The 21,140-nt window shown below is 35.5% G+C and carries 10 protein-coding genes; 6 read left to right on the top strand and 4 right to left on the bottom strand.

Features of this window, described 5'->3' with window-relative positions; genetic code table 11:
* Window positions 1-5: 5 nt before the first annotated feature.
* The 4 genes from purH to CJF12_RS06960 all read left to right on the top strand — a co-directional run bounded on the left by purH (window position 6) and on the right by CJF12_RS06960 (window position 7,816).
* Window positions 6-1,523 (top strand): bifunctional phosphoribosylaminoimidazolecarboxamide formyltransferase/IMP cyclohydrolase, encoded by a 1,518-nt coding sequence (purH, locus tag CJF12_RS06975; RefSeq protein WP_034685615.1) that lies wholly within the window; start codon window positions 6-8, stop codon window positions 1,521-1,523.
* Between the two features lie 93 nt (window positions 1,524-1,616).
* Window positions 1,617-2,855, top strand: coding sequence for a phosphoribosylamine--glycine ligase (purD, locus tag CJF12_RS06970; protein ID WP_034685614.1), 1,239 nt, complete (start codon window positions 1,617-1,619; stop codon window positions 2,853-2,855).
* 124 nt (window positions 2,856-2,979) lie between these two features.
* Window positions 2,980-4,509 carry a glutamine-hydrolyzing GMP synthase gene (guaA, locus tag CJF12_RS06965; protein WP_034685612.1) on the top strand — a complete coding sequence of 510 codons (1,530 nt, stop codon included), beginning with the start codon at window positions 2,980-2,982 and terminating at the stop codon, window positions 4,507-4,509.
* A 334-nt stretch (window positions 4,510-4,843) separates the two neighbouring features.
* Window positions 4,844-7,816, top strand: a complete 2,973-nt coding sequence (locus CJF12_RS06960) for a glycoside hydrolase domain-containing protein (RefSeq protein WP_095591228.1) — start codon at window positions 4,844-4,846, stop codon at window positions 7,814-7,816.
* Window positions 7,817-8,536: 720 nt separating this feature from the next.
* Here the strand turns inward: CJF12_RS06960 and CJF12_RS06950 are convergent.
* The 3 genes from CJF12_RS06950 to CJF12_RS06940 are packed head-to-tail and all read right to left on the bottom strand — an operon-like array spanning window position 8,537 to window position 17,264.
* On the bottom strand, window positions 8,537-11,998 hold the full coding sequence (locus tag CJF12_RS06950) for a DUF6443 domain-containing protein (protein ID WP_095591085.1): 3,462 nt from the start codon (window positions 11,996-11,998) through the stop codon (window positions 8,537-8,539).
* Between the two features lie 6 nt (window positions 11,999-12,004).
* The gene (locus tag CJF12_RS06945; RefSeq protein WP_095591084.1) at window positions 12,005-15,556 is read right to left on the bottom strand and encodes a DUF5977 domain-containing protein; all 3,552 of its coding nucleotides are present in this window, start codon (window positions 15,554-15,556) and stop codon (window positions 12,005-12,007) included.
* Window positions 15,557-15,575: 19 nt separating this feature from the next.
* On the bottom strand, window positions 15,576-17,264 hold the full coding sequence (locus tag CJF12_RS06940; RefSeq protein WP_095591083.1) for a T9SS type A sorting domain-containing protein: 1,689 nt from the start codon (window positions 17,262-17,264) through the stop codon (window positions 15,576-15,578).
* 286 nt (window positions 17,265-17,550) lie between these two features.
* On the opposite strand from CJF12_RS06940, the gene CJF12_RS06935 reads away from it, so the two are divergent.
* Complete coding sequence (locus tag CJF12_RS06935; protein ID WP_034683329.1) at window positions 17,551-19,059, top strand: bifunctional GNAT family N-acetyltransferase/carbon-nitrogen hydrolase family protein; 1,509 nt, start codon at window positions 17,551-17,553, stop codon at window positions 19,057-19,059.
* 63 nt (window positions 19,060-19,122) lie between these two features.
* On the opposite strand, the gene CJF12_RS20020 is transcribed toward CJF12_RS06935, so the two are convergent.
* A complete protein-coding gene (locus tag CJF12_RS20020) occupies window positions 19,123-19,284 on the bottom strand; it encodes a hypothetical protein (protein WP_165569114.1) in 162 nt (53 codons plus the stop codon).
* Window positions 19,285-19,445: 161 nt separating this feature from the next.
* Between CJF12_RS20020 and CJF12_RS06930 the strand changes: the two genes are divergently transcribed.
* On the top strand, window positions 19,446-21,095 hold the full coding sequence (locus CJF12_RS06930; RefSeq protein WP_034683327.1) for an ABC1 kinase family protein: 1,650 nt from the start codon (window positions 19,446-19,448) through the stop codon (window positions 21,093-21,095).
* Window positions 21,096-21,140 lie beyond the last annotated feature (45 nt).

The following is a 21,140-nucleotide window of genomic DNA, read 5'->3' as shown; positions in this document are numbered from 1 at the left end:
GTAAAATGAGTAAAAAGAGAGTTTTAATCAGTGTCTCTGACAAGAGCGGATTAATCGAATTTGCGCAGTTTTTGGAAGCCCAGAATTATGAGCTGATTTCTACCGGAGGGACATTCAAGCATTTGAAAGAGGCTGGTTTAAATCCGATTCAGATTGATGAGGTAACCGATTTTCCTGAAATGCTGGATGGTAGAGTAAAGACTTTACATCCGAAAGTGCACGGTGGATTATTAGCTGTTCGTTCCAATGAAGAACACATGAAAACAGTTCAAGAGTACGGAATTGGTTTAATCGATATGGTGATCGTCAACCTTTACCCTTTCTTTGAAAATGTAAACAAAGACATTTCTTTACATGAAAAGGTAGAGTTTATTGATATCGGAGGTCCATCAATGCTTCGTTCAGCGGCTAAAAACTTTGACTCTGTTACTGTTATTACTGACGTTGAGGATTACTCAACTGTTAAAATTGAAATGGAGCAGAATGGGGATACGTATATCGAAACCCGTAAAAAACTGGCAGGGAAAGTATTTAACCTTACTTCTGCTTATGATGCTGCTATTTCAAGAATGCTTTTAGATGAAGAATATCCTACTTATTTAAGTGCTTCCTATAAAAAAGCATCTGACTTAAGATATGGTGAAAACCCACATCAGACGGCAGCTTACTACGTTTCTACTTTCGAAAACGGAGCAATGAAAGATTTCGAACAACTTGGAGGTAAAGAGCTTTCTTTCAATAACCTTCGTGATATGGATCTTTGCTGGAAAGTAGTGAATGAATTCAAAGAAGAGATGGCTTGTTGTGCTGTAAAACACTCTACACCTTGTGGTGTGGCGATCGGAACTTCAGCCCTGGAAACTTATCAGAAGACTTTTGAATGTGATCCGGTTTCTATCTTTGGCGGAATTGTTGCTATGAACTATAAGATCGATGCAGCAACAGCTGAAGAATTAAATAAAACTTTCCTTGAAATTGTAATGGCTCCTGATTTTGATGAGGAAGCTTTAGAAGTTTTAAGAAAGAAGAAAAATTTAAGAATTATAAAAATTGTCAATCCTGTTTCTGATAAACAGACATGGGTGAAAATAGACGGTGGAATCCTTGTTCAGGATAACGATACTTTCTTCTCTGATGATATCAAGGTAGTTACTGAAGTACAGCCTACAGAAGAACAGAAAAAAGCATTGCTTTTCTCCCAGAGAGTAGTGAAGTACGTTAGGTCCAATGCGATTGTTGTTTCCAATGGAATTCAGGCTTTCGGAATCGGAGGCGGACAGGTTAACAGAATCTGGGCTACGCAGCAGGCGATCGAAAGAGCTAAAGAGAAATTCTCCGGAGATTTGGTATTGGCTTCTGATGCATTTTTTCCTTTCCGTGACGTCGTAGATTTCTGCGCTCAGGAGGGTATCAAAGCAATCATCCAGCCAGGAGGAAGTGTAAAAGATCAGGACAGCATCGAAGCGGCCAATGAGCACAAAATTCCGATGATGTTTACTGGGGTTAGACATTTTTTACACTAATTAAAATAGAATTAAAAAATAATTTTGAGATTGTATTTATAGCATTCAAAATTATATATTTGTAGAATATAGACTAGTTAATTAAATAAAAGTATGAGAATATTAATCATAGGTGAAGGTGGAAGAGAATCTGCATTGGCAGTAAAGCTTCATCAAGACTCCAGAGTTACTAAAATGTTTTTTGCTAACGGAAACGCTACCACTGATGTAATAGGGAAAAATGTTCATTTATCTGAAATTAAAGAACTTAGAGATTTCGCTATTAAAGAGAAGGTAGATCTTACCATCGTAGGTCCTGAGGCACCACTTGTAGCAGGTTTAAAGGATGAATTTAAGAAGCATGATCTTAAAGTTTTCGGTCCGAATCAAAAAGTAGCAAGTCTGGAAGGAAGTAAGGCTTTCTCTAAGAAATTTATGCAGACCTATGATATTAAAACAGCTAAAGCTGTGGTATTTGATTCATATAACAATGCTAAAGAATATGTACAAACTCAGGAATATCCTTTAGTAATCAAAGCTAGTGGTTTAGCAGGTGGAAAAGGAGTAGTAATCTGTGATACTTTGGAAGAAGCAGAAGCAACGATCCATGATTTCATGATCCGCAGAATCTATGGAGATGCCGGAATCCGTTTGGTGATCGAGGAGTATCTGCAAGGTTTTGAGGCTTCTATCATTGCATTCTCTAATGGTGAGAAACTATTCCCTTGTATAGCAGCAAAAGATTATAAAAAAGCCGGAAATGGTGATACAGGCCCTAATACAGGAGGTATGGGTTCAGTAGCTCCAAGCCCGGAGTTTACGGCAGAACATCAGGCAGATTTCGAAAAGAATATCCTAGAGCCCACTATTCATGGTCTTAAAGAAGAAGGATTCAGCTTTAAAGGAATTATCTTCTTTGGATTGATGGTAACGAAGAACGGAACTTATCTTCTGGAATACAATATGAGATTCGGAGATCCGGAAACTCAGGTATTAATGGCTCTTATGGAAAACAATCTGTTAGATGTAATCAACGATTGTATGAACGGAAAAGACATTGAGCTTAAATTTAAAGACGAAAAAGCAGTTTGTCTGGTAATGTGTTCAGGAGGATATCCAAGAAACATAGAAACAGGTTTTGAGATCAAAAACGAAGATAAAGTAAAACACAGCCAGCTATTATATGCCGGAGCTGTAAGAAGAGGAGATAAAGTGGTTTCCAATGGAGGTAGAGTACTTAATCTCGTTGCTACAGGTGCTACTTATGAAGACGCCCGCAAGAAAGTATACGAAGATGCACTTCCGGTTCACTTCGACTATAGCTTCTACAGAGAAGACATCGGAAAGTTTTAATAAAAATCATAAAAAAAGATTTGGAACGTTTCCAAGTCTTTTTTTGTAAAACAGTTAGTTTAGTTAGAAAGTGACTTACGGCTAAACTTCATCAATTATTAATTATCAATCATCAATTATAAAAATGAACAACGGTATTATCATATTAGATTTCGGATCCCAGTACAATCAGCTTATCGGAAGAAGAATCCGTGAGATGGGAGTATATTCTGAAATCTTACCTTACAATACACCTTTACAAGATATTTTAGAAAGACAGCCAAAAGGGATTATCCTTTCCGGTGGGCCAAGTTCTGTGAATGCAGAAAACGCTCATTTGGTTGAAAAAGAACTCTACGAACAAGGAATTCCTGTGTTGGGAATCTGTTATGGAATGCAGCTGACAGCACGTGTTTTAGGTGGAAAAGTAAATAAAGGAGAAAAAGGAGAGTATGGAAAAGCTCATTTGGATATTATTAAAGAGAATGCCTTACTAAAAGGAGTCGCTCAAAATTCTATTGTTTGGATGAGCCATTTTGATGAGGTAGGGGATTTACCAGCTGGTTTTGAATTGAATGCCAAATCAGGAGTTATCGCTTCTATTTCCAACCCTGAAAGACAAATTTATTGTGTTCAGTTCCATCCGGAGGTTTCTCATACAGAAGAAGGCGGTAAAATGCTTGAAAACTTTGTTTTCTCTATCTGTGATGCAGAGAAAAACTGGAAACTAACCAACTATATCGAAAAAACAGTTGCTGAAATCAAAGAAAGAGTAGGAGACAACAAAGTAATCCTGGGTCTTTCAGGAGGAGTAGACTCTTCTGTAGCTGCTGTTTTGATTCATAAGGCAATCGGTGACCAATTGACTTGTATCTTCGTAGATACGGGTCTGTTGAGAAAAAATGAAGATGTAAAAGTAATGGAGAACTATGGAGAACACTTCCATATGAACATTAAGTTGGTTGATGCTTCAGAAAGATTCCTATCAAAATTGGCAGGAGTTGATGATCCTGAACAAAAGAGAAAGATCATCGGAAATGAATTTATCCATGTTTTTGATGAAGAATCTCATAAAATTGAAGGGGCTAAATTTTTGGCACAAGGAACGATTTATCCTGACGTTATCGAAAGTCAGTCCGTAAACGGACCTTCTGCTGTTATTAAATCTCACCATAATGTTGGCGGACTTCCGGAAGATATGGAATTCGAACTATTAGAGCCTTTAAGAGAGCTTTTCAAGGACGAAGTAAGAAAAGTTGGAGAAGAACTTGGTATTCCTCATCATCTGGTGTACAGACACCCGTTCCCGGGTCCTGGTTTAGGAATCAGAATTTTAGGAGCAGTAGATGCTGAAAAAGTAAGAATCCTTCAGGAAGCTGATGACATTTTCATTGAAGAATTGTATAAAAATGACCTGTACGAAAAAGTTTCCCAGGCTTTCGTGGTATTGCTTCCTGTGAAATCTGTTGGAGTGATGGGAGATGAAAGAACCTATGAATATACAGCGGTCGTTCGTTCTGCCAACACTATTGATTTTATGACGGCAACATGGAGCAGACTTCCTTATGAATTTTTAGATACTGTTTCCAGTAGAATCATCAATGAGGTAAGAGGAATCAACAGAGTGGCTTATGATATTTCAAGCAAACCACCTGCAACTATTGAATGGGAATAGTTCAGATTATTGATAAAAAAATACATGTAAATCCTGCTTTTATAGTAGGATTTCGTGTTTTATGATTCTACTCATGAATTATTGTTGTTTTACGGTGTATCTTTGTATAAGAATTAAGTGCTTTTATATTGCATTATAAATATAATAATTTTTTTTCATCATTTGTGTTTTTTGACCTCCCTTAGGGGAGGTTTTGTTATTCACGATCATACCCTTTAAGCTCTTTATTTCCTTAAAAATATTGAAAAATCACTAAATGTTTCTCTTATGTATGGTGAATTATATTAAATTTGAAAGACAAGAACCAGTTTTTATCACTTTATTCAAATTTAATATGCTTTTAAAAAGACTTTATCCAATCATCCTGACGGGAATTCTTACGCCGGGTTTTAGCTTCGCCCAACATATATATCCTCCTCAAACCCAGAAATGGGATGCTGACAAGCTGGGAAATCAGCGAGCCATATTGCGATGGGAAGCATCGACCAAGCAGGCTAAAGTAACTATTCCATGGCGTAACATCCGGGTAAAGCCGGATCAGAAACTGATTATTATGGATAGTCTTACCCAAAAGCAATATGAACCGGATGTGTACTTGAATACCAATGAGGAAGAAGGTTCATTCATTTTTACTCCGGTATCGGGAAAAGGGATTTACTATGTCTATTTTCTCCCTTATCAACTGGATGATAGGACGAATTATCCTACAGCGACTTATCTGAAAAGGACTGTTCAGCCGATAACTAAAAACTCAGATGCAGCGTCAGCCAGGGTATTAAGGATTGAATCGGCAGACAAATTCAACAGCAACGATCCCATGGAAATGATTGCTACCCAAAAAGAAATTGACCAGTATAAAAAGAAGTATCAAGATAAAGCTTATCTGCTTTTTCCTGAAGTGAGGGAAAAGCCTATTAAAATGAACAGAATTCCTCAGCATTGGACGAATGATAAAAAAGATTCTGCAGTACTGGAGGGGAAAGCGGATAGAGGAGCATTTTATGCTTTTCAGATTGGAATGCTCCCTGTAAAAACAGATCTTAAAAAAGTGAAAATTACAGCTTCTTCATTGAAAAGTATTTCAGGAGGAGTCATTGAATCCAGCTATTTTGATTGTATAAACACTGGGGGCGTAGATTATAAAGGGGAAAAACTTTTACTCAACGTAGATGTTAAAAGAGATGATTTACAGCCTTTTTGGTGCGGTTTTGACATTCCTGAAAATAAGGCTCCCGGAGTCTATGCAGGAATGCTTACCATTCAGCCTGAAAATGCAGCTGCTCAAACAGTGAAAATTGTATTGACTATAAGTGAAAAAAAATCTGTTGATAAAGGTTTTGATGAACCCTGGAAGATGACTCGTCTTCCATGGCTCAATTCAACCATGGCACAGGCTAATACAGTGATAAAGCCCTATGTCCCATTACAACTGAAAGGGCAGGAGGTTTCATTGTTGGGACGAAAAGTATTCCTGGATGAATCAGGATTTCCAAAGCAGATTGAGACTTTCTTTAGTCCGGAGATGACTTCCATCGGGAAAATGCCTAATGTTCTCCTGAATGAACCTATACATTTTGTTGTAAAAGGTCAGGGAACAGAAGCCGAGAAGTGGAAAACTTCAGGAATTCATTTCACCGGAAAGGAAGAAGGAAAAATATCATGGAATAGCACAAGCACATCAGAGAATCTGAAAATGCAGGTTGACGGTTCTATTGAGTTTGACGGATTTATGGAGTATACCGTAAAGATCATAGCATTGAATGATGTTCAGCTTCAGGATATTGCTATGGAAATTCCTTTTGCAAAAGATAAAGCCACCTATATGATGGGATTAGGTCAGAAAGGAGGCTACAGGCCGGAGAATTTTGATTGGAAATGGGATGTTACCAAGAAAAATCAAGATGGAGCGTGGTTAGGAAATGTGAATGCAGGAATACAATTTTCTTTACGCGACCAAAATTATTCGAGACCTCTTAATACCAATTTTTATCTTCAAAAACCTTTAATTCTTCCTGCTTCCTGGGGGAATGGAAATAAGGGAGGTGTCAGTATCAGGGAAATAGGATCTAAAATTTTAGTTAACAATTTTAGCGGTGCCAGAAGTATGAAAAAAGGAGAGGAGCTATACTATAACTTTCACTTTCTTATTACTCCTTTTCACCCGATCAATACGGATGATCAGTGGAATAATCGGTTTTATCATGCCTATAAACCTGTTGAAACCATACAGGCAAGCGGTGCTAATGTGATTAATATTCACCATGGTAATGAGATCAATCCTTATATTAATTATCCGTTTGTGGCCACAAAAGAAATGAAAGCATATATCACCAAAGCCCATGAAAAAGGACTGAAAGTGAAAATCTATAATACCATTCGTGAAGTTTCCAACAGAATGTATGAGCTATACCCGGTGAAAAGTCTTAGACAGGAAGTATTTTCCGCAGGAAAGGGTGGAGGCTATTCTTGGTTACAGGAGCATCTTCACGATAATTATATTGCAGCATGGTATGTACCGGAGTTCAAAGATGCTGCGATTATTAACAGTGGAATGAACCGCTGGCATAATTACTATGTGGAAGGAATGAACTGGCTGGTCAATAATTTAGATATTGACGGAATCTACCTGGATGATGTTGCTTTTGACAGGGTAACTATGAAAAGGATTAAAAGGGTAATGACCCAGAAAGGACATCCGGGTATCATCGACCTGCATTCTGCCAATCAATACAATGATAAAGACGGCTTTAACAACAGTGCCAATCTTTATCTTGAACATTTTCCTTATATCAACCGTTTGTGGTTCGGGGAGTACTTTGATTATAACAATACCAGTCCGGAATTTTTGCTGACGGAAGTGAGCGGGATTCCTTTCGGATTGATGGGAGAAATGTTACAAGATAATGGAAATCCCTGGAAAGGAATGTTGTATGGGATGACAAGCCGTTTAGGCTGGTCTGAAAAGAGTAATCCGACTTATCTGTGGAAAGCCTGGGATGATTTCGGAATCAAAGGTTCCCGGATGATTGGTTATTGGGTTAATGACAATCCCGTTAAAACCGATCATCCTAAAGTATTGGCAACAGTTTACCAACAAGGCAAAAAAATAATGATTTCCCTTGCAAGCTGGGCACCGGAAGATACCCGGGTACGATTGAAAGTAGATTGGAAAAGATTAGGGCTCAATTCTAAAAATCTGAAGATCAGCGCTCCTTCAATTAAAGATTTTCAGGAAGCAAAAGAATTTAAGGTGGATGAAGAGATTAGTATTGCGAAGAATAAGGGGTGTTTGTTGATTGTTCAATAGGTCTGTTGTATACTTTTTAATAAATAACAAACCCGCTCATTGAGCGGGTTTGTTGTTTAAACTTTTCTTTTATTTTTAAGAAGTGTAAAATCAGTTTATATAAAATGAACCTTAATATATTGGTCAGCCATCTTCCAAAATATTTGGCATATACATCTTTGTCTCAGGTTATAATTATTTACAATTGATAAGGGACTTCAACATTTCTGTCACTCATGATTAATACTCTTTTTACTGCAATTTCTTTATACTATACTTATACTGATAACAAAGTCACTCATTGAGTGGCTTTGTTATTTAAGTACTCTTTGGAATAAGGACCAGTTCCATTATATTGAGCTCTCCGATCCATCCAGTAAATTGAGTATATAAAATTGATAAGTATCAATATAATAATAGTGCAAACTATTATTGTTCCCTTATTATTTTGAGTTTTTGATAGTTTTTCAAAATGATTAATATAATCTTTCCAATTACTATTTCTTAAAAACAAATAATTTGAAACAAATAACATTAATATTAAACATATTAAAAATTTTGTTTTACTTCCAAAACTCAAATCAAAATAAAAAAAGATAGATGCAATAGTAAATAATATAAGTAAATCTATTGACAATGATGCTTTAACATCACTCCAGAATCTAGGAATCGAAATGTACTCCCAAAATTTATATAATTTATAAAATAAATAATAATAAGCCTTTTTTAAATACATGATAATTATTGTTTTAAAGCTGAATTACTTAAAAATGAATGTCCTGTCATTGCTCTTTCATTTGCTTCCGTTTTCCCAGCCGTTTCAGAGGCTCCTTCCCAGCCTCCCGGATAAAAATTATCCACTCCAAAATATAATAAAGAAGGGATTGTACCAACACCTGTTAAACCATAAAGTGACATTGCTGTATTTGTTCCTGCTTTTACTGGATGTACTGCATTTGGAGAATTAGGATTGTCATAATACTGACTAACTCCATAAATATCTAATCCTATTCCGATTACTACTGTTCCTTTTCCAATAACTTTTCCTGCTTTGATCAAATTTCCTTGTTTCAAAAATGTCCGTCCATTTCCATAATAATTAGTTCCTAAATAATTGAAGGGAGCATTTCTTCTAGCTGTACCAATATACATTTTATCTGAAAAAGCCGACATATAAGTTCCATTAAGAGATAGCAATGTGTTTCCTTGTCCTAATGGAGAGTATATGTTCTGTTGTTGGTTATCGGTTTTCTTACTTACAGTAATCAAAGCTGATTCTTGAACGCCATCATTTTTGAAAGTTTCTCCTGAGCCTTCTGTTCCTTTGGAATAACTAACACTATTGGTTCTATCATTTATAGAAAAGGAACCATTATCATTTTTCTTTATAGAACCTGTAATATTATGTTCTCGTCGATATTCCCGAGCTTCTTTTCTTGACTCAAACAAACCTAATGGATCTGTATACATTATAGGACTATTAAAACCGTAACGATATGGAGTAAGATTAACACCTTTTTCCGCTAGTGGATCAACAACTCCCCATCTACCAATATCCGGCATATACATCCTAGCACCATAATCATACATCCCGGTTTCAGTTTGTAATTCTTTACCGTTGTATTTGTATTGATAAGCAGGATTTCCATTCAAGGGATTATATCCCTCATGCTTTAATCCAAATGGGTAGTAATTATTCTCTTCAATAATTTCTAAGCTTGTATTGTTTCTGGTATAACTTAATCTCACATTTCCTAAATGATCCGTATAGTGGTAAATATACTTATTTTTTACAAAATCATAATAGCCCTCTGAGGTTGGAACAAATTGTAAAACATTATCTTCATATTGAAACCCATCCAGATAATCGGTTTGAATATCGATTGTAAGTCCCGGGATAGAATTCTTTTTTACTTTCACCCCATCTGATCTGTAAGTATAATTATAACTAGGTCTGAATCTCCCTTCACCCAATATCTTAAAGCTATTCGGTAAGTTTAAATAATTATAAGTGATTTCATTAATTTTTTTATCAGGATGACTCGTCATATTCCCATTGAGATCATAAGCTATGGTTGCTCCTCCTGTAGGATATCCTGAAATACTTTGGGTGGCATCGGTCACTTTATTAAGCCTGTTTCCATTGTAAGAATACGTTAAATCATCAATTAATGCTGCCGTACTTCCGGACTGTACCTGAGCTGATCTTTTGAGATTGATAATATTTCCATTCAAATCATAATCCATCTTTTCAAAATATTCTCTTGCCGATGGATTGGCATCTCTTTGGTAAAATCCTGCCAGTAATCTATTTAAACCATCATATACATACCCATATCTTCTTAAATTATCATTAGGAGAAGATGCAGTTTTCCAGTCGACTTCAGCAATATTCCCATTAAATTTAGGAAGTACTTTCAAATTGGAAAAGCTAACATTTGGGGTTTGTAATCCTTCTACCTGGTTGTACTTTATTTTATACCCAAACAAATCAGTTCCTAAATTAGCAGGATCATTAATATGAGTCATCCAGCCTCGGATATTGTATTGATAATCCACTTGCTGAAGTGGTGCAGCAGCACTTACTCCACCTACTTTCTTATTTTCCAACTGGGATAGCTCATTGTATTTATTCTGAGCTAAGATCTCAAGAGGATTAGGTCCTACCTTATGTCGATGCATCAGAAGTCTGTTCTGATGGTCATACGTGAAGTATTCGTGTATCTGTTTTTCAGTATCAGCTGCAATTCTTTTATGGTAAGTACTTGTACGCAGAGGTGTTCCTGAAAAATCAAGCTGATGGTTAAGAATGGTATAGCCTCCTAAATGATTAATACTTCGGCTTCCCATTACCTGACCTTTGGAATTATACCAGGTGAAATTTCTAGTCCAGGCATCATCTTCTATATTTTTAATATACGAGGCTAAAGGAAGTCCTTTAGTAGAACGATCTTGTGAAGGATTATCGGTCAGAAGCTGATGATTAAAAACATTGGTAACCGTAGGAGATCCCGGAGGATAGGTATCGTAATAATTCACACTCAAAACCGTCTCTATATTAGAGAAGTGACTGTTACTATAATAAATACGCATTCCATTACGAATAAATCCACCAGATTCCCTTGATTCAATAATAGCTAAATTTCCTGCCTGGGTCTGCCTATCCATTCTATTGTTCCCCGTTAAAATTCCAGTATAGGCAACTCTTCCCAACTGATCATATTTAGTGATCAGCCATTTATTGGTCTTACGCATTTCTGCATCTTGAGTCATAATAAGACGGTCAGCTTTATCATACACCATATGTTCCCATTCTTTACCCGGAAGTTTCTTTTGTACTAACCTGTTTTTCCCATCATAATGATACTGATAACAATGATTAACCAAAAAGCCATCTAGAAACTGGACACCTACTCCTAAGCTCCTGGCTGCGTTGGAAGCTTCAGGGGGAAGGACAAAAGCCAATTGATTATATTCATTATAGATATAATAGGTATCTGCATTCTGACCGGCTCCTAATACTTTTCTGACTAAAAGAGTCTGACCCTGGCCATTTTTAAACTCTATGGTTTCATTGCCATCTTCATCCTTTACCGAGTTTTTATAGAGTTGATTGGCTTTATAAAACCCACTTGCAGAGTTCGCATCATTGGCAGCCACTTTTAAGACAGAATTCGTTCTTCCTTCCATGAAAGTGGTTGTGGTCACATATTTTCTGACCTCTGTAGCCGTATTGGTTCCATAGTCAAACTTTACCGGTTTTGTGTTCCAGGCATTACCCACCTGTTTCTGTTCCAGTATTCTATCCAGAGGAGAATTTTCCAGCGTCTTTTCTGCAAAGATCTTTTCCTGCCCATAGATGCTGGCCTGAGTAGCATTGGCTAAAGGATTGGAAACAATGGCTCCATTAGAGCTTTGAGCTTGAGGTACAGGAAGAAAGTCTTTAGTCTGTCTTCCAAAACCATCATATTCAATATGGGTAACCACATCTCTTCTTAAAGGTGAGGCTTTGATATTAATAATTTGTTTAGGTCTTCCCAAGCCATCAAAATACTCTACGGTTTCTGCAGTTTTGGTAGGCTGATTACTGGCATTATAATCAAGATATGTTTTGGAATAAACGTAATTTTCAGTCGGGCTTAACTGGGCATGGGCTAATCCTGCGATCAGCAAGGCTCCTATAGGGATAATTATTTTTTTCATGATTTGTTAATTGGTTGGATATGTAAATTCTAGATTATAAGTAGTGTTGTTTGGAGCTGTTCCTTCTACTTTCTTTGCAATTATATCCCCATTAGTTTTAATGATGATGGTCCAAACTCCTTGATTATATGCACCAGATGTTCTCTCGACTGACGGTCTGCAATTTCCATTAATTGTACCTACTAAAACTCCTGTAGTTTTCCAAGGTAAATCGAACCCTGATGAAAAACTTAACGCTACTTTATAATTTGTATGGTTAGCAAGTGAGATTCCCCCTCCTCCTGAAACATTAAATTTAATATCACAGCTAATATATGTACATGTTCCATTAGGGTCGCTATTAGCAGCATTTTGCCCATTTACATTAATGTCATTAATCGCTTGTGAATCCGCGTCTTGTTGACTGATCATCGATACATATTTGTTGGCATGTACCACATATGTAAATGAAGTACCAGTGGCATTATTGCCGCAATTTTTCACAAAAGTTTTACTTCGTTCAGAGTTATAATATCTTAATGGAGAGTAGTTATAAGAAAATTCTTTTATAATTTTATTCTCATCATTTAGTATTTGCTTAAGTCTATTGGATGAATCATATTTGTAATATTCTCTAATCCCTGAAGGTTGAATGATTGTTTTAACACCAACCAACGGATCGTAGGTATAAGTGGTTATTTGAAAGTCTTTAAGTTCTGATTTATTTCTAAAATTATCTAGAGCTGAAATCATATTTTCTTCGGTAGTATCATTAATATCTAAATTTGATTTTTTAACAATATCCAGTTGTAAATATGAATTAGAGCTATTTCCATTCAATCCAAAAGCTTGCATTATTTGGCTGTAGCTTGCCCCCTCAACTTTGGCAATAGGTAAAGTATTTCTATATCCCCATAAAACTGTTGTAGGAGTTCCATCCTTAGCGGTATACTGTAATAAATTATTTTTATCATATAAATCATAGGTCCCTTCAATAAAAAAAGAATTGGCTAAAAGATCATATTGTAAAATTGAAGTGGGATTATAATGTGAATTATTTTGATACCTGGAAACCTGACCAAATATCTGTTTCCCATTTTTAGAAATGTTTTTACCTATATTTTCGGATAAAATATTGGCTTGTTGAAGTCTTGGTATTTGAGACGTATACAAATAGTTTTCAGTAATCTGATCTTGGCCGCTTGTTAAAACTGATTTTTGTTCTAGAAAGTTATCAGAATTATATAAATAATTTGTTTTATTAGTCACTTGTTGATTTCCAAAAAATTCGGTTACTGTGGTGTCAGATAATAGACTTTCTTTTGAAAATATGGGAAAATGAGAAACAATTGATAAAGTTCTAATTCCGAAACCTGCAGTTGGTCCCCCTGTCATATTGGTACAAAGAAATAGGGATTCATTTACTGGAGTAAACATAGTACCATAAAAGATATCGGAATATACGGTATTATAATTATTAATTATTTTTCGAACAGTCTGATTATTTGCATTGATAAATTCTTGTGATAATAACATTCCATTTTCTACTCCTGCTGCTTTTGTCCGTGGTATTGAAATTTGCAATTGATAAGTAAAGAATTGATAAAAGGCATCGGGATTAATGCTATAATTAGAAATGATTTTACCTTTATTATTTCCTGAGTTCTCCACTTCTACTTTGGTAACTTTTTTATATGCTACAAAATCTCCTGAAGAGAGTGGTGAAACACTATAATTATTGGTGGAATTGATTGAGACTAATCTTGTTGCAAAAATTTGATTGGCATTTGATTGGATATATTTTGTAGTATATTCTGTTATTAGATGTAAAGGATTAGTTGAGTACCCTTCATCATAAACAAATTTTGTTTTATCAACAACATTGGCATCAAAGTCATAATTGGTTTGGCTTTCAAGACGAATACCCTTTCCATTCTTTATTGCAGAGGGGTTATAAGTAGAAAATAAATTACTAGAGGAATTCAGTTCATAATTAAATTCTGAAAATCCTCGTGTGGGATAATTAATTCGATCCAAAATTCCTGCTGTTGTATAATAACTATCTGCTTGCTTCTTATTGTTATTAAGATCAGTAATTGGAAGGCTAGAACCTGTAAAATCAGTAGGATTTAAAAAATAAGTTTTGTTATTGATCCCTCCATTTGCATACCCCCAGTAATCCACTGCATAAGAATCTTTTCTAGGCAGCATGTTTTCATTTTTATAAGCAAACGTATAATTTTCATTTTGATTGATGCTTAAGCTTCTTAAGAAAAGTCTTTTTCTCATTCTATTGTCATCAAAAAGATCTGCACGAGCACTTTTAAGGGGACTATTTTCTGCTACCACATAATCATATTCAAAATCAATATTTTTAATATCAACATTAATATTATTTTTTAAAGTGATTTTCGAAAGTTTAGCAGTGGGAAAATCTTCTCTGTTTGTATAAAGAAAATTTAAGCTTCCAAACTCCCCCGATATTTTTGAAATTTGTAAATAGTTTTGAACAGTAAGAAAGTCTGGTGAAATAGATATTAGGTAATTACCAACTCCTGCTGTCTGGAATGCCCATGGTACAGAGTCAACTCCATTGAGTTTTGTGGATGCTACATAATTATCATTGAGGTAGTATAGTGGAATACCTTCACAATATGTATAATTGGCTGTAACTTCTTGATTGTAATTCAAGTTTTTTGAATTGGGAATAAAGTTTCTTACATTGTTATATTGGTTGTATTCTATGGTTAGAGCCTTATTATTTTTATCTCTAATTCCTGTAAGCACATAATTTCTATTGCTAACATTAATGAATTTAACTTCTTCAACTCTACCAAATGTAAAAGTAAGCCCTTTTGGATTGGTAATATTAAATGTTGAAGTTGCTTTATTAAATGAAATTCTATATCCTTTTTTTAAAGACGTAAATTGCGGTACCGCATTAGCAGTATTCAGGTCTTTATGATTTGAAATAAAAAATTCCAGTTTTTCTCCAAATATATTGACTGAAAATATGTCCGGTGAAGCATCATAAGGTCTATCATTGGCGAACGTTTTAAAGAATCCATTAACTGGTAAAGTATGATGAATAGAATAATAATAAGTATACTTGCCTATTTCTGGTTGTTCAATGTAGTCCGATGGTTGTTGTTTTCCTCCTTTAGATTCTAAATACTTACTATTATACCCTAATGCTGGCCACGGTGCTTTTTGATAATGTAAATCAATTTTTAAATGTTCGATATTATAATCAAAATCATCTTCACCTATTACAGACTGTACAATAGCTGGGAAACCTATATTCCAGCCTAATCCTACACTGGAAGCTTCATCTGCTACTTTGATTCCATTTCCAGAAATGTAATCTAATGTTAGTGGGAGCTTGATATCTCCTTCTTCAACAGTATAAAGTGGGATTTTAGGAGCATTGGTTCCAGTAAATTCTGAGTTTTGTATATCTCCATATCTTAAGAATCTAGCTGTAGAAGGAGAGGTCGGTAGATTTTTAAAAAAATAAAAAGAATCGTTATTACTTTGTGCATAAATATTTAAAAAGCCTAATAAAAAAATAAAAGGCATTATTCTCTTGTTTATCATATTATTTCTTGATTAGTTTAGCATTCGCTGTTTTATTCGTATCCGTTTTTACAGTCACCAGGTAAGCCCCCTGAATCAGGCTCTGGGTATTCAGCTTAGTCACTCTGTTCTTTGTTTTCACGCTCTGTAATTGTCTCCCACTCATATCATATACGGCAATCTCAGCCTCAAACAATCCAGCTTTCAAACCTTCAAATCCAATCTCCACATATGCAAAGTCAGATACCGGATTCGGGTAGATTTTAATGTCTTGCTTTTCAATTAACTGATCAAGCTGTTTGTCTCCTAACTTCACAATCTTCCAGTTCTCCTTTCCTAATTCCTCTGCACTGGTTCCTGCCAGGATGATCGAGCCATCTTTATTTAATTTTAAATCTGAAAGTCTTTCCTCTTTTTTCTTCTCCTTTCCTTTAACATGCTTTCTCCACTGTTCATTTCCATCCTGATTCAAATACAGCATCCAGAAGGTTTCATCATTAGATTCTATTCTTCCTTCTGCCTGGGTATATCCACCCAACAATATTCCTTTGGTTGACGACTTCCCGCTTCCATCTTCCTGCTTCCCACCTATTATATTCATCCCCATCAAAACATCTCTGTTTCCCAAATTGTAAGATTTCTGCCATTGTTCAGTTCCTCTTTCGTCAAGAGATATTAACCAGAGGTCGGTACCCTCTTCAATTCCTACCGTTTTGTTTCCTGATCTCTCAGATCTGGACTCTCCACCGATCATATATCCGCTTGAAGTTAAAGCAAGGGTTCTTACATGATCATCTCCTTTTCCTCCAAAGTTCTTTTCCCATTCAACTTTTCCATCTTTGCTCAACTTTACGATCCAGTAATCACCTTCTCCGAAATTCTCAGTGGTTTTGGATTGATAAGTAATGGGTAATGAGTGATTAGTAATAGTAGAACGATCAGCTTTTGAATTGGAGATCATCTCTTTTTCATTACCCATTACTGATTGCTGATTACTCATATTCACAGCTTCGCTGCGTGAGTAAATCCCTACCAACGCACCGCCATCTTTTGTAGGAATCATTTTCTCTACTTCATCTAGTCCTCTCGCACCTAAAATCAGTTGTGAAATTTCTTTTCCGTCTTTATCAAGCCTGATGATCCACACATCTTTGGAGCCATAACCTTTAGAGGCATTTTGTACATTACCGGCTACAAAGAATCCTAAATCCGTGGTTTGAATAACAGTTCTGGCTTCTTCATCAGCAATTGTCCCTAATGTTTTCTGCCATAATTCATCTCCGAATTCATTGATTCTAATCAGCCAGATATCGGATCCGCCTTTGGAATCTTCTTTTTTATCAAGACCCTTACCTGAATATGAGGTTCCTGCTAGAAGCGCTCCTCCTTCCTGGGTATTCACCGTTGCAGATAGATAATCATGATTATTTCCTGAGAAGTATTTCTCCCAAACCTGTTCTCCCTGTTGATTGAGCTTCACCAAATGAAAATCGTACCCGTTATTCTGCCCGGTAGTACTTCCAGCTCCCATCTTCGGGCTTCCAGCCTGAATACTACTTCCTGTAATTAAATATTGCTGATCAATAGTTGTTGTTACCTGGCTCAAAAAATCCTGGGTAGACGATTGGATATTTTTCTGCCAGAGAATATCCTGAGCTGAAAGGCTCAGAAGGGTACATGTCGAAAATGCACTCATGTAGAGTTTCTTCATACTTTGTATTTTTTTAATTTTGTCGCAAAATAAGTTTTTTAGTTCACTATCAAAAGATTTATAAATTAATTTTTAATTAAAATCTTATCAATGGATACAAAATAGCAGGATAAAGCGACAGAACTTGTCGTGATAAAAAGAATGTTAAATGGAGATAGGATAACTTGATTTATATTAGAGAATGCAGTAAACAATAGGAATCTATACTTTGAAAAAATTTCTGGAATAAGAATGTTCGGTTTATAAATTGATTTATTTTCCTTAAATTTAATAAAATTTATATCAAATGCAAGTAGATACACGGACCTTAAATGCTAAGGATTATGATGAATTGGTGGAAACCATGCGACGGGCTTATCCTCAGATGTCAGAATATGTATGGTCCAAAAAAAGCATTGAAAAGCTTACTAAAATATTTCCTAAAGGTCAGATCTGTATTACAGTAGATGGAAAGCTGGCAGCAGTTGCCCTTTCGATTATTGTAAATTATGATGAATTCGGGGATGATCATACCTATAGTGATATTACCGGAAATTATACTTTTAATACCCATTTATCTACCGGAAACGTATTGTATGGAATAGAAGTTTTTGTAGATCCAGAATATCGTGAACTGCGATTAGGGAGGAGATTATATGATGCGAGAAAAGAATTATGTGAGCAGCTGAATCTGAAATCGATTATTCTTGGCGGAAGAATTCCTAATTACCATAAGTATAGCGATAAGCTTTCAACAAGAGATTATATTAGAATGGTGAGAGATAAAGAGATTTATGATCCTGTTTTGTCTTTCCAGCTTTCTAATAATTTCTTACCCATAAAAGTTTTAAAGAAATACCTTCCCGAAGATGAGTCTTCCAAGGAAAATGCAGTTTTGCTACAATGGAATAATATCTATTATAGTAAAAATCCAAATACCATGCAGGACAGTATTATACGACTGGGATTGGTACAGTGGCAGATGAGGCATTTTAAAGATATTGATGCTTTTTACGAACAAGTGGAGTTTTTTGTAAATGTGATGGGAGATTATAAATCTGATTTTGTACTTTTCCCGGAGCTTTTCAATACGCCTTTACTGGCACCATTTAATAAGCTTTCGGAAAGAGATAGTATGATTGAGCTCGCTAAGCTGACCGATCAGATCAAGGTAAAAATATCGGAACTGGCAATCAGCTATAATGTGAATATTATTTCCGGAAGTATGCCGGTTTTTGATTCTGATAACAATGACCTGTATAATGTAAGCTACCTGCTTCACCGTGATGGACGCATTGATGAGTATCGTAAAATCCATATTACACCTAATGAAAGGAAGTACTACGGAATGAAAGGTGGAAATGAAATCAGAGTATTTGACACCGATTGTGGAAAAATAGGATTGGTAATTTGTTATGATGTAGAATTTCCGGAACTTCCGAGGATTCTGGCCGATCAGGGGATGAAAGTTTTATTTGTACCTTATCTTACAGATACACAGAATGCCTACATGAGGGTTCGTCATTGTGCTGCAGCAAGAGCAATTGAAAATGAATGTTATGTAGCCATTGCCGGCTGTGTAGGAAATTTACCGGGAGTCAATAATATGGACATTCAGTTTGGACAGGCTGCTGTGTTTACACCTTCTGATTTTGCCTTTCCATCCAACGCCGTAAAAGGAGAAGCGACTCCGAATACGGAAATGACTTTAATTGTGGATGTTGATTTAAATCTATTAAAAGATCTTCACTATAATGGTTCCGTTCAGGTTCTGAAGGATAGACGGAATGATTTGTATGAGACTTATCTGAAATAATAAAAAGCCAGAATGTAAAATACATTTTGGCTTTTTTAATTTTCAATTAAAAAGAATTGATGCTTATTGTGGACAAATCACAGCCGGGCAGATCAATCCTGGACATGTTGGTCTACCATCAGTAGGGCAGCATTGATATGAGCAATTGTCACCAATAATGATTCCACTTCCTGAAACATTTTTCAATGCTTCTCTTGATAATTTTTTACCTTGTAAATTTTTCATTTTGTAATATTTTACGGATTAGTTTGTAATTTATTGTACTTTATAAAGATAAAAAAAACAAGCAGATAACCGTAAACGATAATTTTTTTCTCAGATTATTATTTTAAATATCGCATAGGAACAGTTTTTGGAGGTATCTTGCCATTACTTATTTTTATAATATGTTTGATAAGCAACAACGAAAATTGAAAAGGTCTGCCAGGTTGATCTCTGTATTGAGTAAATATGGGTTTAAAGACATGTTGGCGAGAATGAATGGAGGAAGTAAGCAGGATCTGGATTCCGGAAGTGCTGATGAAATTGTATCCAAGGGGACCGTTTATGAAAGGATCAGGCTGGTGCTCGAAGAGCTGGGACCTACTTTTGTTAAGCTTGGTCAGACATTCAGTAATAGAGAGGACTTGCTTCCTCCGGAAATGATCCAGGAGCTGCAGAAGCTTCAGGATAAGGTGGAAACTGTAGATATGAATGTTGAGGATATCCTTGAAAATGAATTTAATATTTCCGTTAAAGATCATTTTCAGAAGGTTCAGCACAAGCCTTTGGCCACTGCTTCTATTGCGCAGGTTTACAAAGCCACTTTATTGGATGGCTCAGAAGTTATTTTGAAAATTAAAAAAGGGGATGTACAAACCGTTATTGAAGATGATCTCCTTTTAATTAAAGATTTGGAAAAGATCGTTTCCTCTTATTCTGAAATAGGGGAGAAGCTTAATCTTAAACAGGCCATCTCTACTTTTGAAAAATCCTTACTGGAAGAGGTTTCATTGATCAACGAAAAAAATAATATCCTTCAGTTTTCCCGAAATTTTAAAAATAACAAAGAAACCTACGTTCCTAAAATCTATGAAGAATTTTCCAACAATAATGTTCTTTGTATGGAATTTATTGATGGAATCAAGGTTACTGATAAAGTTGAACTTTTAGCCAATGATATTGATCCGGTTAAAATTTCAGAAGTAGGATTGAGGTTATTTGTTTCTCAGATTTTAGATTTCGGATTTTTCCATGCGGATCCGCATGCAGGAAATATTTTGGTAAAAAGAGATGGAAAGGTTGTATTTATAGACTTTGGTGCGGTAGGTAAGATTCAGCCGAATGACAAAGAAATTCTTGAAGATCTGATTGTGAGTTTTGTGGCTAAAAATCCCCATAAAATAGTGCGGTATCTTAAGAAAATGGCGATAAGCTATGAAATTCCGGATGAAAGGAGGTTCGAAAATGATGTGGAAGATATCTTGAATTTTGTCCACAGCTCTTCTCTTCAGGAAATCAATGTTCAGGTGATAATCAATAAAATGAAAGATATCCTTAAAGATAACCGTCTGTATATGCCGGATTATTTTTATCTTTTATTTAAAGGAATCAGTTTGATAGAAGGGGTGGGTAGAAATATCAACCCTGATCTGGATATTGTTAAAAGTCTTCATCCTTACACAAAAAAAATATTCAAAAAGAAAATCAGTCCAAAGAATATTTTAAAAATAGGGATGGATAAGATGATGAATTTTACGGATAATGTAGATGAAATCCCTAAAGAACTACGCTCGGTCTTACAAAAACTGGACGAAAATAAATTTACCATTTCCAGCGAGATTAAAAACATAGATAAGACCAATCAGATTATTAAATCGAGTGCGGTTAATCTGATTCTCGCAATGATTTTAGGAGCTAATATGATTGCTACGGCTATTGTTTTTGTTTCGGAAACACCACCGAGAATTGGGGAGATGTCCTTGATCGCTATTTTAGGGTTTATGTTTTCAGTAATATTGGTTATAATACTTTTATTGAGAGTAACCAGAAAATAAAGTCGATTAGTATATAAGATACGGGATGCGAGTTGCAAGATACGA

This window comes from Chryseobacterium piperi (assembly GCF_002285635.2).
Lineage (GTDB): Bacteria > Bacteroidota > Bacteroidia > Flavobacteriales > Weeksellaceae > Chryseobacterium > Chryseobacterium piperi.
Note: the sequence above shows the minus strand (reverse complement) of the source record. Positions and strands in the feature narration are given on the sequence as shown.